The organism is Lachnoanaerobaculum sp. MSX33 (genome assembly GCF_000512995.1).
Taxonomy (GTDB): Bacteria; Bacillota; Clostridia; order Lachnospirales; family Lachnospiraceae; genus Lachnoanaerobaculum.
Genome location: NZ_AZXX01000060.1, coordinates 94,722 through 110,611, shown reverse-complemented (window position 1 = coordinate 110,611; position 15,890 = coordinate 94,722). Strand labels below are relative to the sequence as shown.

Annotated in this window: 14 protein-coding genes; 12 read left to right on the top strand and 2 right to left on the bottom strand. The window is 36.8% G+C overall.

The window, feature by feature from the left end; translation table 11 throughout:
• Positions 1-64: 64 nt before the first annotated feature.
• The 3 genes from HMPREF1495_RS05495 to HMPREF1495_RS05485 all read left to right on the top strand — a co-directional run bounded on the left by HMPREF1495_RS05495 (position 65) and on the right by HMPREF1495_RS05485 (position 4,115).
• The gene (locus HMPREF1495_RS05495) at positions 65-574 is read left to right on the top strand and encodes a shikimate kinase (protein WP_034212733.1); all 510 of its coding nucleotides are present in this window, start codon (positions 65-67) and stop codon (positions 572-574) included.
• A gap of 64 nt (positions 575-638) precedes the next feature.
• The gene (uvrA, locus tag HMPREF1495_RS05490; protein WP_034212731.1) at positions 639-3,458 is read left to right on the top strand and encodes an excinuclease ABC subunit UvrA; all 2,820 of its coding nucleotides are present in this window, start codon (positions 639-641) and stop codon (positions 3,456-3,458) included.
• A gap of 213 nt (positions 3,459-3,671) precedes the next feature.
• On the top strand, positions 3,672-4,115 hold the full coding sequence (locus HMPREF1495_RS05485; protein WP_034212781.1) for a Dps family protein: 444 nt from the start codon (positions 3,672-3,674) through the stop codon (positions 4,113-4,115).
• Between the two features lie 51 nt (positions 4,116-4,166).
• On the opposite strand, the gene HMPREF1495_RS05480 is transcribed toward HMPREF1495_RS05485, so the two are convergent.
• Positions 4,167-5,033 carry a nitroreductase family protein gene (locus HMPREF1495_RS05480; RefSeq protein WP_034212728.1) on the bottom strand — a complete coding sequence of 289 codons (867 nt, stop codon included), beginning with the start codon at positions 5,031-5,033 and terminating at the stop codon, positions 4,167-4,169.
• Positions 5,034-5,346: 313 nt separating this feature from the next.
• Here HMPREF1495_RS05480 and HMPREF1495_RS05475 point away from each other — a divergent pair, with 313 nt between their 5' ends.
• From HMPREF1495_RS05475 to brnQ, 6 genes are all read left to right on the top strand, one after another.
• Positions 5,347-5,787, top strand: coding sequence for an RbsD/FucU family protein (locus HMPREF1495_RS05475; protein ID WP_034212727.1), 441 nt, complete (start codon positions 5,347-5,349; stop codon positions 5,785-5,787).
• 228 nt (positions 5,788-6,015) lie between these two features.
• Positions 6,016-7,407: a GntP family permease gene (locus HMPREF1495_RS05470; RefSeq protein ID WP_034212725.1), complete on the top strand. Its 1,392-nt coding sequence runs from the start codon at positions 6,016-6,018 to the stop codon at positions 7,405-7,407.
• A gap of 210 nt (positions 7,408-7,617) precedes the next feature.
• Positions 7,618-9,126 carry a tetratricopeptide repeat protein gene (locus HMPREF1495_RS05465; RefSeq protein WP_034212723.1) on the top strand — a complete coding sequence of 503 codons (1,509 nt, stop codon included), beginning with the start codon at positions 7,618-7,620 and terminating at the stop codon, positions 9,124-9,126.
• Positions 9,126-10,421: a DUF4026 domain-containing protein gene (locus HMPREF1495_RS05460; protein WP_034212721.1), complete on the top strand. Its 1,296-nt coding sequence runs from the start codon at positions 9,126-9,128 to the stop codon at positions 10,419-10,421. Before HMPREF1495_RS05465 ends, HMPREF1495_RS05460 begins: the two co-directional genes overlap by 1 nt.
• 11 nt (positions 10,422-10,432) lie before the next feature.
• Positions 10,433-10,885, top strand: a complete 453-nt coding sequence (locus tag HMPREF1495_RS05455; RefSeq protein ID WP_034212719.1) for a YhcH/YjgK/YiaL family protein — start codon at positions 10,433-10,435, stop codon at positions 10,883-10,885.
• Positions 10,882-12,198 (top strand): branched-chain amino acid transport system II carrier protein, encoded by a 1,317-nt coding sequence (gene brnQ / locus HMPREF1495_RS05450; protein ID WP_034212717.1) that lies wholly within the window; start codon positions 10,882-10,884, stop codon positions 12,196-12,198. The genes HMPREF1495_RS05455 and brnQ overlap by 4 nt, the downstream gene beginning before the upstream one ends.
• Before the next feature lie 40 nt (positions 12,199-12,238).
• On the opposite strand, the gene HMPREF1495_RS05445 is transcribed toward brnQ, so the two are convergent.
• On the bottom strand, positions 12,239-13,069 hold the full coding sequence (locus HMPREF1495_RS05445; RefSeq protein WP_034212715.1) for an MBL fold metallo-hydrolase: 831 nt from the start codon (positions 13,067-13,069) through the stop codon (positions 12,239-12,241).
• A gap of 144 nt (positions 13,070-13,213) precedes the next feature.
• Between HMPREF1495_RS05445 and HMPREF1495_RS05440 the strand changes: the two genes are divergently transcribed.
• From HMPREF1495_RS05440 to recJ, 3 genes are read left to right on the top strand one after another with little or no spacing between them, the layout of a single operon-like run.
• Positions 13,214-13,843, top strand: coding sequence for a ribonuclease domain-containing protein (locus tag HMPREF1495_RS05440; protein WP_034212713.1), 630 nt, complete (start codon positions 13,214-13,216; stop codon positions 13,841-13,843).
• Positions 13,844-13,853: 10 nt separating this feature from the next.
• A complete protein-coding gene (locus tag HMPREF1495_RS05435) occupies positions 13,854-14,132 on the top strand; it encodes a barstar family protein (protein ID WP_034212711.1) in 279 nt (92 codons plus the stop codon).
• Positions 14,133-14,163: 31 nt separating this feature from the next.
• Complete coding sequence (gene recJ / locus HMPREF1495_RS05430; protein ID WP_034212709.1) at positions 14,164-15,885, top strand: single-stranded-DNA-specific exonuclease RecJ; 1,722 nt, start codon at positions 14,164-14,166, stop codon at positions 15,883-15,885.
• Positions 15,886-15,890: the final 5 nt, after the last annotated feature.

The window sequence follows — 15,890 nt, the reverse complement described above, 5'->3', positions numbered from 1 at the left end:
ATGAGTTGGAAGCCACAAGTGTAGTAAAACATTTGTGGCTATTTAAAGAAACGGATACTGATATATGTTAAATAAAAAAATTATACTTTGCGGTTTTATGGCAAGCGGAAAGACAACTGTAGGAAGAGCATTGGCTAAGGAGATTAATACTCATTATATAGATACCGATGAGCTTTTGATAGAAGCTTATGAAATGGATATACCGACCATATTTACGAAACATGGTGAAGATTATTTTAGAGATTTGGAGCATGAAACAGCTAAAAAAGTTTCCGAAATGCCGGCCGGAGTTATTTCCACAGGTGGAGGAATGCTTACCTTTGACAGAAACGGCGAGGTTTTGAAAAAGGGAGGCACTATCATATGCCTTGTAAGGGATTTTGATAAGATTTATGAAGATCTGCTCTCAGATACAAACAGACCACTTGCAAGAGATAAGTCAAAGGAAGAACTTAAGCAGATGTATGATATGAGAATTTTAAAATATCAAAAGTATGCCGACTATACTGTGGAGAATAACGGCAGTATAGAAGATTGTGTAAAAAAGATAATATCCATTATTGACGGAAATTAAAATAAATTATATACTGTTACGAAAGTATGTTCGAATGCTTCGAACATTGTAATGGAGAGATGTAATGGATACAAAGTATATAAAAATAAGAGGTGCCAATGAGCACAATTTAAAAAATATATCAGTGGACATACCAAGAGGAGAATTGGTTGTTTTAACAGGGCTTTCCGGTTCCGGAAAGTCCTCTTTGGCGTTCGATACCATATATGCCGAGGGACAAAGAAGATATATGGAGTCAATGTCTTCATATGCCAGAATGTTTCTTGGGCAGATGGAAAAGCCTGATGTGGAAAGCATAGAGGGGCTGTCCCCTGCGATTTCAATAGACCAAAAGTCTACAAACAGAAACCCGAGGTCTACAGTGGGTACAGTTACGGAGATTTATGATTACCTCAGACTTTTGTATGCAAGAATAGGTATTCCTCATTGCCCTTGTTGCGGTAAGGAAATCCATAGACAGAGTATTGATCAGATGGTCGACAGAGTACTCACTCTTCCAGAAAAGACTAAGTTTATGGTACTTGCACCTGTTGTAAAGGGTAAAAAGGGAAGACATGAAAAGGTGCTTGAAAGTGCCAAAAAATCGGGCTATGTACGTGCTATGATTGACGGAAATATGTATGAACTTAGTGAAGAGATAGTACTTGAAAAGAACATTAAGCACAGCATTGATATTGTAATAGACAGACTTTCGGTAAAGGAAAATATAGAAAAAAGACTTACAGATTCGTTGGAAGCCGCTCTGAATCTTGGTGGCGGCTATGCAACCATTGATGTGATAGACGGTGAGCCTATGAAGTTTTCACAAAACTTTGCCTGTCCTGATTGCGGTATTTCAATTGATGAGGTGGAGCCGAGAACCTTTTCTTTCAACAATCCATTCGGAGCATGCCCTGACTGTGCAGGACTTGGATATACTATGGAATTTGATGAAGATCTTATGATTCCCGATAAATCACTTTCTATAAATCAGGGAGCTATAATAGTTCTTGGATGGCAGAGCAGCAATGATAAGAAAAGCTTCAGTAATGCTATGCTAAGAGCCCTTGCTGAGAAGTTTAACTTCAGTCTGGATACACCTTTTGAGGATTATCCGAAGGAAATACATGATATATTGATTTACGGTACTACCGAGCAGGTGGATGTAGCATATACCGGCCAGAGAGGAAGCGGAGTATATCCTGTTATATTTGAAGGCCTTATAAAGAACATGGAAAAACGCTATAGAGAGACATTTTCACAGTCTGCAAAGGAAGAGTATGAGCAATATATGAGAATTGCACCATGTAAGTCCTGTGGCGGAAGAAGACTAAAAAAAGAGGCTCTGGCTGTAACTCTTGGCGGAAAAAATATCTATGATGCTACAGATGCGTCTATTACCGATTTTAGAAACTTTATAGACAGCTTGGAGCTTACAAAGATGCAGGAAGCTATAGGAGCATTAATTTTAAAGGAGATCAGAGCAAGAGTTACCTTCCTTATAGATGTAGGTCTTGACTATCTAAGTCTTACCAGAGCGACAGGTACACTTAGCGGCGGTGAAGCGCAAAGAATAAGACTGGCAACTCAGATAGGTTCGGGACTTGTAGGCGTGGCTTATATTTTGGATGAGCCAAGTATAGGACTCCATCAAAGAGATAATGATAAGCTGCTTGCGACATTGAAACATCTAAGAGATATAGGAAATTCAGTTTTGGTGGTGGAGCATGATGAAGACACTATGATGGAAGCCGACTATATAGTTGATATAGGTCCGGGAGCCGGAAGTCATGGCGGAGAAGTGGTGGCTACAGGAACCGCTAAGGAAATAATGGCAAATCCGGATTCAATTACCGGTAAGTATCTTTCAGGTGAGATAAAGATACCTGTGCCTGAGAGCAGGAGAACACCTACAGGTTGGCTTAAAGTCAAAGGGGCAGCTCAAAATAATCTAAAGAATATAAATGTAGATATACCTACAGGAGTGATGACATGTGTTACAGGTGTTTCAGGCTCAGGTAAGTCATCTTTAGTAAATGAAATAGTATATAAGGCATTGGCTAAGAAGCTAAACCGTGCACATACTATTCCTGGCAAGTATAAGTCTATAGAAGGTACGGAGCAGCTTGATAAGGTAATTGCAATAGACCAGTCACCTATTGGAAGAACTCCAAGGTCAAACCCTGCTACATATACAGGTGTATTTGATATGATCAGAGATCTCTTTGCGGCAACTCAGGATGCCAAGATGAGAGGATATAAGAAGGGAAGATTCAGTTTCAATGTAAAGGGTGGAAGATGTGAGAGCTGTTCAGGTGACGGCATCATAAAGATAGAGATGCATTTTTTGCCTGATGTATATGTTCCATGTGAAGTCTGTGGCGGAAAGAGATACAATAGAGAAACTTTGGAAGTAAAGTATAAGGGAAAGTCCATATATGATGTACTTGATATGACTGTGGAGGAGGCTTTAACATTCTTTGAAAATGTGCCTACTATAGCAAGGAAAATACAGACATTATATGATGTGGGGCTTTCTTATATCAAACTAGGCCAGCCGTCTACAGAGCTAAGCGGTGGAGAGGCTCAGAGAATAAAGCTTGCAACAGAGCTTTCAAAGAGGGCTACGGGAAAGACTATTTATATCTTGGACGAGCCTACTACAGGTCTTCATTTTGCAGATGTACATAAGCTTGTGGAGATACTTAGAAGACTCTCAGACAGCGGAAATACGGTACTTGTTATAGAGCATAATTTGGATGTTATAAAATGTGCCGATTATATAATAGATATAGGTCCCGAAGGCGGTGCAGGAGGTGGAGAAGTGGTAGCCACAGGTACACCTGAGGAGATAGCTAAAATAGAGAAATCATATACCGGAAAGTATGTGAAGAGATATTTGTAGCAGGGTTAAATATAAGTATACATGTATACATGTGCAATAAGAGTTGATTTAGCAATAAAAAATGATAAAATATAATTGCCTCTTGATAGAGACTATCATTTCAAAAGTTTTATATCAGCTAAAAAATTTCAAGCTGAATATTAATTTTTGAAAAGTTGGAGGTGATAGAAACGGATTGCATAAATGGTATTGTTTTGCAGAAAGGAATATATTATGAAACAGGAATTACTTGCAAAAATGAATGCTTATTTAGCAAATCAGGAGATTATGTACATCAAGCTACATAATATGCACTGGAATCTGAAGGGACATGGATTTTTCACTCTTCATTCCAAATTGGAGGAATATTACGATCAGACAGCCGAGATTATCGACGAGGTAGCTGAGAGAATACTTGCTAAGGATGCTCTACCGATAGCTAACTTAAAAGAAGCGTTGGAAATTAGCAAGGTAAAGGAACTTCCGGACAAAGCCATCAACATTGACGAGGCTATTCGTATACTTACTATCGATGTTGAATACTGGGTAAACGATTCAAAGGAAATCGTGGAATTGGCTGATAAGGAAGGTGATGTTGTTACCGCAGATATTTTTACAGGCTATGTAAAAGAATATGAAAAGACATTGTGGATGCTTAAAGCATTTGCACAAAACTAAACACTAAAAAGCTCAAGGCACAGTCGAAAACGGCTGTGCCTTTTTAAAAACTTAGATATCCAAAGCGGCTACCAAAATGTAATCACTTGGGTTCTTAAAATCATGCTTAATATTTGAAACATCAAGACTCCAGTTTCCGATTCCTGAATACTTTGATGACAATATCATATGGAAATTGAGCATTGCAGCACCGAGTCCCAACAGATTGTCATTCTTTGTGACCACTTCATCAAATTTATTAAATAAATAAACATGAGTTCCGTTTATAACGAAACGATAATTTTGATGATTCAAAAAGCTTGGTGAAAGGCTGGCTGCATAAAGTGCATCGGCAATAACCGGGTCAGCATACTCATCATCAAAATTATAAGGAGTATCAAAATCGGAATCAAACGCCAAGGCTGTAACTGCAATCTTTGGAGCGATATGCCCTGATTTACTGCTTATACTTACATTTGAAGGTGAATGTATATCAAGCTTTGTAGTATCCTTTTCTTTTTTACCATATCCGAATGCCACCATAGCGGTTATGTCCATGTCGGATTCGATAAGTAAGACCTTCTTTACCATATCACTGTCATCACAAGTCAAAAAGCATGATGACAATCCCATTTCTTCAAGTTTTAAAATAATATGTTCAGCCATAAATCCTGCATTTACAAGATAATTATCTTTCTTCTCAGACAAAATAACCAGGTAAGCAGGAGCATTAAATGCATTCCCACGATATCCGGCCACACCTGAAAGTCTTTGAGCGGTATCTTCATTTGCGGCTATAAGCACTTTTGTATTTACATCGAAAAGCTTCTGAGCTGAATTGAAAAATCCTGTAATCTCATCTAATTTAGCTTGCTCAACAGTCTTTTTGAGAAAATCTCTGATAGAATTTCTCTTTTCAATAAGTTCTAAATAATTCATACATTTATTCCCTCCACAGTACAAATTCCAAATGATTAAATTATATATATTATACAAAAAAAAGCCTGTAAGGTCAATTTTATATATGTTTTTATTTGAAAAACATAAGAAATACAAAAGTTAACTCTTAAATATATTTGGGAGTAAAACATATAGATGATAGGATATAGTCATATAAAAGCCGATATGCATTATGCCTAATTATTTCGGTAAAGAATGGTAAAGATGCCAATATACAAAAGAACATTAAATGATATTATCATATTAATAACGATAGAATCGTATTTATAAAAAAATAAAAAGGAGCGTATTTATGTTAAAGGGTATTCCGGAAAGAATAGGATCTGATTTATTGAAGGCAATGGCAGATATGGGGCATGGAGATTTGATGGTAATTGCAGATGATTTTTATCCTCCTTACAGTAAAAGTCCGAATGCGATAAGTATACAGGCAAAAGGCAACAGTGCATCCGAGATGTTGGAGGCAATACTACAGCTGTTGCCCATAGATACCGACTATGCCGTTCATCCTGTTGAATATATGGTTCCGGATTCGGATTCAGGTGTTGTTATGGATAGTAATAAAGTATGGGAAGATATAAAAGCTGTGGCGGAAAAATATGGGTATATAGACGCTGTAGGAACTATTGAGAGAACAAAGTTTTATGAAAAAGCCGGAAGGGCATTTGTCACTGTATGTACAAGTGAAAGACAGCCATACGGCTGTATAATACTCCAAAAGGGAGTAATGTAAAAATAAAATACCGATATCAATAATAAAAACGTCAAGTCTTGCAGCTTGGCGTTTTTGTTAGAAAACAGTTGTTAAAAATTTGTTCTTTATATAAAATTTGTTATTATAATTGCATTTATTAGATATTATGATATAATAAGCTTACAATATTATTAAGTGGAGTAGGGTATAAATATTAACAATTATGAAGTGATTTTATACCCATATGTCTAGACAAGGAGGATTTATATGACAGGTTTACCACTTATATTCGTGTTTATTTTGGCGGTTATCGTTATGATAGTTGCCATCTCAAAGTTTGGTGTACATCCGTTTATATCTATTATGTGTATATCACTTATTTTGGGACTTGTAGCAGGAATACCGCTTGTAGATAAGACATTGGAAGACGGAACAAAGATACAAGGTCTTGCAAGTGTTATCGGAGCAGGATTTTCAGGTACTTTTTCAAGTATAGGTATTGTAATCATACTTGGTGCTCTGATTGGAACAATTTTGGAGAAGACAGGTGCAGCTTTTAAACTGGCAGATATGGTTATTAAGCTGGTTGGAAGAAACAATCCTGTTTTGGCGGTAGAGCTTATGGGTTGGGTAGTTTCAATTCCTGTATTCTGTGATTCGGGATTTGTTATCTTAAACCCTATCAGAAAAGCTTTGGTAAAGAGAACGGCCCAGTCATCTGTAGCTATGACAGTTGGTCTTTCAGCAGGTCTTTACATTTCACATGTATTTATACCGCCTACACCGGGACCTATAGCTGCAGCTTCTACACTTGGTATAGGTGATAACCTCTTACTTGTAATGGGTATGGGTGCTGTATGTTCCATATTCCCTCTTATAGCAGGTTTATTCTATGCTAAATTTATCGGCAAGAGTGTAAAGGCTGATGATGAGGCTGATTCAGGTGAAGTTACAAAGACATATGAAGAGCTTGTAGCTGAATACGGCAAGCTTCCAAGCGGACCGATGTCTTTAGCACCTATTTTAGTTCCTGTATTACTTATGGCTATTGCATCAATAGTTGCAATGATGAAGATAGACGGAGTATTTGCGGACGTTTTAAAGTTCCTCGGAACACCTATTATAGCCCTTGCAGTCGGTACTGTTTTCGGTGTATTACAGCTTCAGGGTGCAGGCAAGATGAAGGAGTTCTACAGTATTACAAATGAGACATTAAAGACTGTAGGACCTATATTGTTTGTTACTGCGGCAGGTGGTGTTCTTGGTAAGGTTATAGCATCTTCGGATATGGTTAACTTTATAAAGGATCATGCGGCGGTTCTCAGCACAATGGGTATGCTTTTCCCGTTCTTATTATCCGCTATTTTAAAGAGTGCACAGGGTTCATCCACAGTAGCTCTTACAACTACTGCAGGTATTGTGGCCCCGCTGTTGCCGGCACTTGGATTTGCAAGTCCTATGAGTGCTACACTTGTAACTATGGCAATCGGTGCAGGTGCAATGACTGTTTCACATGCCAATGACTCATATTTCTGGGTTGTCACAAACTTCGGTGCGATGTCACCTGAAAAGGGATATAAGACACAGACTGTATGTACATTGCTCTTAGGTATTGCAGGTATTGTTGAAATAATGCTTCTCAGCTTATTTTTACACTAATCAAATAGACTTTTATAAAGAGGCACAAATTTTATTTTTGTAAGATTTGTGCCTTATTTTTATTGAAAAATATTATATTATGAAATCTGCTGACAGTAATTTTTATATATGGTATATTTATATTGATTGCGCTTAAGGCGTTTTAAGGATGGATTCCTAGACTGATTTTATCTAATCAGAAAAATAATATAAATTTTATAGGAAAATAACATGGAATTACTTGAACAATGTAAAACCTGGAATGATGACGGTGATTATGAGAGCGTAGTTGATGCGCTTGAGATATTGCCGGAGAATGCCAGAACACCTGAAATGGATTCGGAACTTGCAAGAGCCTATAATAACCTTGGAGAACCGGGGGAATATAAGTTGTTTGCACAGGCGCTTGAACTGTTAAAGCCTCATGAAGAATATTTTAGAGGAAATCATAAGTATTATTTCAGGTTGGCATATTCATACTATTATTTGGATGAAGACGGACTTGCCCTGCACTACTTCAAAAAAGCTTTGGATTCAAAGCCGGGAGACAGTGATACTATAGAAATGATGACTTCCTGTGCCGATATGCTTTCAGAATCGGATTTAAGAATAAAAATGTCTGAAAGAGTAAGCTCGATGTGGGAAGATGTAAGAAAAGATATAAATAAGTACAATAAACTTGATAAAGACTTTTATTCAAATGCTTTGTCTATCATAGCAAAAGGTATTAAGGAAATATCAAAAAGAACCGATGCTCATATAACAGGTGATAGAGCAATGGAACTTGAGGCAGGTGATGATAAATCCTATATTTTCATGCTTCAATATGTACTTGATGTAATGCCCGGGGATTTAAGAGAGCTTTTTGATATAAGAATAGGAATATCACCGAAAACGGATATTCCCGATACATCTTTTTTTAATGACAGAGAGTATGATATAACAGGACTTAGATTTTTTGTCAGTGATGACAGGCAGATAGTTATCTATGCGGATCAATTTGATATGCCTTTAGAGGTGTTTGAAAAGCTCTTTATTGATATATTCGGTGAAATAGATTTGATGGCAAATGACTTTGAATTTGACTTTGCAGATATAGAGGACTTTGATTCTCCGAATGATGAGACATGTGAAATAGTACTTAAGTTTAAGAGCAGAGAAGATTTTTTAAAGGAATGTGTTGACTACAGAGGACTTAGAGCATGTGCCGAGGGTAAGGGCGCAAGGCTTGGAATAAATGCAAAAGACTATCTTAAAATGTATTCAGGCTATCAGTTGCCTTCTATAACTGAGGATGAGATAAGAGAGGATATATATACAGGAACCACCTGTTTACCTTCTCTTGTAAGTGAGTATATGTCCTCAAATCTGTTTGATAAAATGCCGATAATGGATGAGTTATACAGAAACGGAGTTGCGGCCGGATTTTTCTGTTTCAGCCTGGACATGAAGAAACATTCCGATGATATGCTTGAATATGAGTTTGAAATAATGAATTTACGAAGTCAGCTTATTGATTATATTATGAAAAAGCTGAAAGAAAAGAACAGAGAACATGATATCGCATTCCTTGAGGGTGCAACCGGTAAAAAATACGGATATCTTGATTTTTTAATATTTGGAAGTTTTATGCTTATAATGAATACTGCATGTGATTTTTTTGTAAAGAATAAAATACCTTTTGCAGGCTATAAAACTTTTAGAAAAATATCAAAAATAATAACTTTTGTGGAGGACTAATGTTTAATTTTTTTAAGAAAAAGCAGAATGAGGTAGAGATACCACAGGTACAACCAATGGCGGCATGGGAGGAAAACTCCTATATGCATGTACTTTCAAATCTTGTAGATGATGAAGATATTGAAGGTGCAAGGGAAAGAATTGAAGCGATTGAAGGTGTAAAACTTATAGAGTTTAATGAAAAAGATGACGGATCAGGAAATCTTACATTGGAATATAAGGGTGAAGAGTATGGTGTAGGATTCTATTTTGAGGACTTTGTTTTGGAAAGTTTGTATTCCTTGCAGAACCAAAAGATTCATGATGAGGACTTTTTAGAGATACAGGAAAAGGATACTTCATTTGTTATTCATATGAACTTTAATAAGAATTATTTTGATTCATATCATTTACAGCTAAAGCTTATAATGGCGTTTTTCCCTGATACACTTGCTGTAGTGGATGAAAGTGCAGAGAGACTTTTAAGCGGAAGATGGGTAAAACTTGCGGCAGAGTCAAGTGTTACACCTAATGCCGAAAGTTTATTTACCGTACAGGCGGTATTTGATGATGAAACAAAGAAAGTTTGGCTTCATACACATGGTATGTGCAGAACAGGCTTTTCGGAGTTTGAACTTTTAGATGTAAGTCAGGACAATGCAAATGATATTTATTACTTATTAAATACAGTGGCTTGTAGAGTACTGTATCAAAATGAGGCTATAGAAGATTACATTTTCCTGGGTGAGTTCATAGACGGAAATGAGATAGTAGTTGCACCACTTCCTTGGAATGTTGCTATTGAGAAGTATCCTTCAAATATACTTGGAGGCCCTGCGGACAGAGTCGACAGTCACAATACAAACAGTCAGGTTATTTTCCTTTTCTTATCGGAGGAGGATGCAAATAACGGTAAGTATACAAAGCCTTCCGAGATAGAGGACAAGCTTATAGAAAATCCGCTCTATTATTATACAAATGAGCAGACAGATCATATGAAGTTTATGGCAAGAGACAGATATGAACTTTTGAAAAAGGCAATTTTGGAAAATCCAAGTTACAGAGCATTGATAAAGGTTGGATTGCCTACAGACGGTGAGGATGGAAAGCCTGATTATGAAAATCTTGAGCACATCTGGTTTGAACTTATAGAGTTTACAGAGGAAGGATTTAAGGCGGTTCTTACACAGGCACCATATAGAGTTTCAGCCATGAAAGAGGGCGATGAGGGTGAATATACCGTCAATGGTGTAACAGATTGGATTATTTATACAGATGAAATGAGTATAGATCCGAATACTGCATATTTATTATAGGGGGAGAGATTATGTTTTTTACAAACATAAAGCTTGCAGAAAAGTATAATTACTTAAATGAAAAGTTTTTGGCAGCATATGACTGGCTAAGAAACAATGATTTAAAGGCATTGGAGCCGGGTAAGTATGAAATAGCGGGTGATGATGTGGTTGCAAATGTACAAGTATACGATACATTGCCTATTGAAGAAAAAAGATTTGAGGCACATGATAAATTTTTTGATATCCAGTGTCTGGTGGAGGGTGTTGAATTTTTCGGGGTATGCAATAGAGAAGGTCTTACAGTAATTGAAAGTAAGCCTGAAAAAGATGTCATTTTCTACGATAAACCGGAGGTATATGGACATGTCATTTTGTATCCCGGAGACTTTATAGTAGTAGCACCGGAAGATGCACATATGCCCGGATGCGCACTTACTGCTCCTGCAGCTGCCAAAAAGGTGGTTGTAAAAGTAAGGGTATGATAAAAAAGGGTTTTTTAATCGGGCTTTTGCTTTTCGGTATATTTTTCGGAGCGGGAAATCTGATTTTTCCGGCAGAACTCGGATTTAGAGCAGGGGTGAATTTCTATCCGGCAATACTCGGTTTTGTATTATCAGGAGTAGGTATAGCAATAATTACTCTGGTACTTGGCACAATGGTAAAAGGCGGATATAAAAATGAAATCAGTATAAAGGTGGACCCGAAGTTTGCCACATCATATCTGACAATATTATATCTTGCCATCGGACCTTTTTTTGCAATACCGAGAACTGCAGGAACATCATTTTCAATAGGAATAGCACCTGTAACAGGTAACGGGAGATTGCCGCTTCTTATATTCAGTGCAATTTATTTTTTATTTGCATACCTTATAGCAATCAATCCGTCAAAGCTGATGGACAGAGTCGGTAAAATATTTACGCCTATGTTTGCAATGCTTATAATTATTCTTATAGCTGTTGGTAATATGAATTTCCATGCATTAAATCAGGGTGAAATGAGTAATGCAATGTCGGCTCTTAAGACAGGTTTTTTGGAAGGCTACAATACTTTGGATGCACTGGCTTCAGTGAGCTTTTGCCTGATTGCAACTTCAAGTATAAAGACTTTCGGATTTTCGTCAAAGAAGGAATATATAAAGATAATGGCGATAGTCGGTATAGTAACGGCCATATTCTTCAGCAGCCTGTATATAGGTCTTGGAGCATTGGGAAATAAATTCAGTGTACCGGCAGAGGTGTTGGCAGATCCTAATACCAATATAGGAACCTATATCTTGTCAAAAAGCTCATACGAACTTTTTGGAAGCTTCGGACAGGTATTTTTAGGTGCAATGACTATACTTACCTGCTTTACAACTACTGCAGGTCTTATAGTAGTGGTGTCGGAGTATTTTGTGGACACGTTCCCAAGATTTAAGTATAAGACTTATGTGAATATATTTACTTTTATAGGTTTTGCAATGTCAAACTTCGGACTGAATACTATAATTAAGATATCCGTGCCTGTACTTAGAATTTTATATCCGATTACAATAGTTATAGTTGCAATAATTATATTAAATAAATTTGTAAGACTTTCAAAGTCCGGAATGGCTGTTACAGTGATTTTAACAACTGTTTTTTCCGGAATAGAAGTTATGGGCAGTGTTTTAAAAGTCAAGGCGATAAACACCGTTATGTCTTTCTTTATAGGAGGAGATTCGGGATTTTTCTGGATAAATATTGCGGTTTTGGGAATAGTACTTTCACTTTTAATGAGAGATAAAATAAAGGGCGAAAACTTTGAAATATAAAATGAGCTGTTATAGGGGAGACCTTATAACAGCTCGTTTTTTAGAATCTTAAAACTTTCATAGAGGTTGCTTCATGTGATGCAAGACTGTAAGCACAGTTTTTGTCAAGGGATTCCATTCTTACCCATTCAAGGGAACGCATGGTGGCCTCCTTGTCAACTGTGACAGCAGGAGGAGCAAGCTCTTTCCATGCAAGCTCTCCATATCCTGCGTCGGAGTACAATAATGTAAATTTATTATTTTCAGATGTCACTTTTACTCCAAACATTCCGGCAGAATGCCCGTAGAGCTTCATAAGCATAATGGATCCGTCACCTAAAAGATCCAAAGACTTTTCAAAAGGTCCTTCCTTACCGTTCCAGTCAAAAACAGAAATACTTGCATCCTTCCACCAGCTTCTTGAATATCTTAAAGGATTTTTCACAGCAGCCTTTGCCTCATCTCTTGAAACAAGAATTTTGGTTTCCGAAGAAATATCTGCAACACCGCTGACATTCTCAAAGTCCAAATGTGTAAGAAGCACATAGTCAATATCCTTTGGTGAAATATTGATCTCTTCAAGTCTTGACAAGAGAGATGAATCTTTTTTTAAGTGGAAATGTGTGGAAGCAAAGGTAAGAGGTGCCTTTATGGCTTTTAACTGCTTATCAAGGCTGAGAGGCTCTTCAGATTCCAATTCCATTTTTATACCTGTATCTACAAGAATATTTTTGTTACCTGTTTGTATAAGGAATGAAAGTACCGGAATATTTACTCTGTCCTCACTTTTAAGTAATAAACCATGTGTCTGCGGATTGAAGCCGGTATTTCCATTATATGCGAGAGAAGGAGCAACCATCACTTCTCCGGTTTGTAATATATGTATTTTCATAAATAACCATACCTTAAATTTATTTTTAGTTGTTTCAAATACTATTATACAAAACATAATACTTAAGGTCAAACTTAATATATTTTTTGGTTGCTAAGACCTATCTCATTACGTATAATTATAGAAATGTGAGGTAAGAGAGAAATGACAAAAAAGAAAAAAGACGGTGGAAGTTTGCTGAAAAAACTGCTTTGGTGGCTTCCGATAATAATACTTGGCTTAATGTTTGCTCTTGGTGCATGCACAAGACAGGAAGCAAAGAAAGAGAGCGCGAAAACAGAAAGCTCTAAGATAGAAAGTTCAAAAACGGAAAGTGTCAAAGACGGAAAAAGTCAAAGTAAAGAGTCGACGAGCAAAGAAGAAGAAACTACCACGATTACCGAGTCTGAAGAAGAAACGCTTCAAGAAAGTGCAACCAAAAAAGAGGTACAGGTAGAAGAAAACGGAAACTATACTTCAAAGGAAGAAGTTGCACTATACATTCATACTTATGGAAAACTTCCGGTAAACTATATTACAAAGAAAGAAGCACAGGATATGGGATGGGATCCTTCAAAGGGAAATCTCTCAGATATACTGCCGGGAATGAGTATAGGCGGAAGTGCCTTCGGAAATTATGAGGGTGCACTCCCAAGAGCAAACGGAAGAAGATATTTTGAATGTGATATTGATTATGACGGTGGATACAGAGGTGCCAAAAGGCTTGTTTATTCAAATGACGGCTTGGTATTCTACACAGAGGATCATTACAATACTTTCGAACAAATATATTAGGGAAAATTAAATGAATAATATAACTTTGAAATTAGATAAATTCAGCGAAAAAAATGAGATACATAATTATTTGAAAAAGAAAATGAAGTTTCCCGATTATTACGGGGGAAATCTTGATGCACTTTATGATTGTCTTACCGATATAAGCTCAGATACAGCTGTAGATATAAGATATGATGCCGAAAATGATATACAAAGAGCTGTGCTTGAAGTGTTCAGTGATGCGGTAGCTGCAAATACACATTTGGCTATAATAAAGACAAAGGTAAATAAGAAAAAGCAATTATAAGTTCGTTTTGAATTTTTAGATTGGAGAATAGATGGAGTCAAAGTGGATGCTTTATACAAAGCGGGCTGAGTTTGAAAAAATATCAGCCCGTTTTAATATTTCACCGGTATTGGCAAGGATTATAATAAACAGGGATATAAAGGAAGAAGATTTTCCGATATTTCTTCAAAATGATATGAGTCTAATGCATGATCCGAAAGATCTGACAGGTATAAATGAGGCTTATGATATCATAACAGAGGAAATAAATGCCGGAAAAAAGATAAGAGTAGTAGGAGACTATGATATAGACGGAGTATGTTCGTCTTATATCCTGGTAAAAGCATTAAAATATTTCGGTGCAAACGTAGATGTGAGGATACCGGACCGTATAAAGGATGGGTACGGAATCAATGATAATATCATAAACGAAGCCGCAAAAGAGAATGTAGATATGATTATTACCTGTGATAACGGTATTGCGGCACATTCCCAGATGGAGCTTGCAAGGGAGCTTGGAATTAAAGTAATTATCACCGATCATCATGAGGTGTATCAGGAGAATGATAAGGACCTTTTACCTGTTGCAAATGTAGTAATAAATCCGAAAAGAAGTGATTGTGAATATCCTTTTAAGAGTATATGTGGAGGTCTGGTGGCATATAAGCTTATGGAATATATTTATGAGAAGCGAAACAACGGAAAAAAGATTTATGATGATCCCAAACTTAAAGATCTCTTGGAAGTAGCGGCTATAGCTACTGTCGGAGATGTAATGCCTTTAATTGATGAAAACAGGATATTGGTAAAGAACGGGCTGAAAAGTTTGATGAATACAAATAATCTTGGACTTCAGGCTCTTATAAGGGCTACAGGTATGGAGGGTAAAAAACTAAGTGCGTACAGTATCGGGTTTGTACTTGGACCATGCCTAAATGCCGGAGGAAGGCTTGAAAATGCTCTGATTGCACTGAATATGTTTATGGCTGAAAGTAAAGAAGAAGCGGATGAATATGCCGCCCATCTGAAGGAATTAAATGATGAGCGAAAGGATATTACATTAAAGAATGTAAAAAGAGCAATAGAGATTGCAGAAAAAGAATATAGGGATGATGATATTCTTGTAATACATTTGGATGATTGTCATGAATCAATAGCCGGAATAATAGCCGGTAGAGTAAGAGAAGCTCTCGGAAAACCGACCATCATACTTACGGAAGCCTTCGGTGAGGAAGATATGATAAAGGGATCGGGCAGGTCTATAGAAAGCTACAACATGTTTGAAGCGCTGTATGAAGTCAAAGATGTATTTGCAAAATTTGGCGGACATCATATGGCTGCCGGAATGAGCCTTGAAAAAAACAGACTTGATGAGTTCAGAAACAGGCTTAATATGAATTCAAAGCTCTGCGAAGAGGATTTTGTGCAAAAGGTTTGGATAGATATTGCACTTCCGTTTTCGTATTTGAGTCTGGACTTTGTGAAAGAACTTGAGAAGCTGGAACCTTTCGGAAATAAGAATGAAAAACCCAAGTTTGCAAGAAAAGATATAAAAATACTTTCAAAAAAGATACTCGGAAAGAATAAAAATGTAGTAAAGATGCTTTTGGAAGATACTGACGGGACTGTAGTTGAAGGAATATATTTCGGCGACGGTGAAGAATTCTTCGAAGATATAGGGGATAGAAAAGAAATAGATATAATATATTATCCTGATATCAACGAGTATAACGGAAGAGAGAGCCTGCAGATAGTTATAAGTAATTATAGGTAAAAACA

Excerpts from the sequence above, each read along its gene's own strand:
- HMPREF1495_RS05495 (WP_034212733.1), top strand. The coding sequence starts at position 65 with ATGTTAAATAAAAAAATTATACTTTGCGGTTTTATGGCAAGCGGAAAG.
- uvrA (WP_034212731.1), top strand. The coding sequence starts at position 639 with ATGGATACAAAGTATATAAAAATAAGAGGTGCCAATGAGCACAATTTA.
- HMPREF1495_RS05485 (WP_034212781.1), top strand. The coding sequence starts at position 3,672 with ATGAAACAGGAATTACTTGCAAAAATGAATGCTTATTTAGCAAATCAG.
- HMPREF1495_RS05480 (WP_034212728.1), bottom strand. The coding sequence starts at position 5,033 with ATGAATTATTTAGAACTTATTGAAAAGAGAAATTCTATCAGAGATTTT.
- HMPREF1495_RS05475 (WP_034212727.1), top strand. The coding sequence starts at position 5,347 with ATGTTAAAGGGTATTCCGGAAAGAATAGGATCTGATTTATTGAAGGCA.
- HMPREF1495_RS05470 (WP_034212725.1), top strand. The coding sequence starts at position 6,016 with ATGACAGGTTTACCACTTATATTCGTGTTTATTTTGGCGGTTATCGTT.
- HMPREF1495_RS05465 (WP_034212723.1), top strand. The coding sequence starts at position 7,618 with ATGGAATTACTTGAACAATGTAAAACCTGGAATGATGACGGTGATTAT.
- HMPREF1495_RS05460 (WP_034212721.1), top strand. The coding sequence starts at position 9,126 with ATGTTTAATTTTTTTAAGAAAAAGCAGAATGAGGTAGAGATACCACAG.
- HMPREF1495_RS05455 (WP_034212719.1), top strand. The coding sequence starts at position 10,433 with ATGTTTTTTACAAACATAAAGCTTGCAGAAAAGTATAATTACTTAAAT.
- brnQ (WP_034212717.1), top strand. The coding sequence starts at position 10,882 with ATGATAAAAAAGGGTTTTTTAATCGGGCTTTTGCTTTTCGGTATATTT.
- HMPREF1495_RS05445 (WP_034212715.1), bottom strand. The coding sequence starts at position 13,069 with ATGAAAATACATATATTACAAACCGGAGAAGTGATGGTTGCTCCTTCT.
- HMPREF1495_RS05440 (WP_034212713.1), top strand. The coding sequence starts at position 13,214 with ATGACAAAAAAGAAAAAAGACGGTGGAAGTTTGCTGAAAAAACTGCTT.
- HMPREF1495_RS05435 (WP_034212711.1), top strand. The coding sequence starts at position 13,854 with ATGAATAATATAACTTTGAAATTAGATAAATTCAGCGAAAAAAATGAG.
- recJ (WP_034212709.1), top strand. The coding sequence starts at position 14,164 with ATGGAGTCAAAGTGGATGCTTTATACAAAGCGGGCTGAGTTTGAAAAA.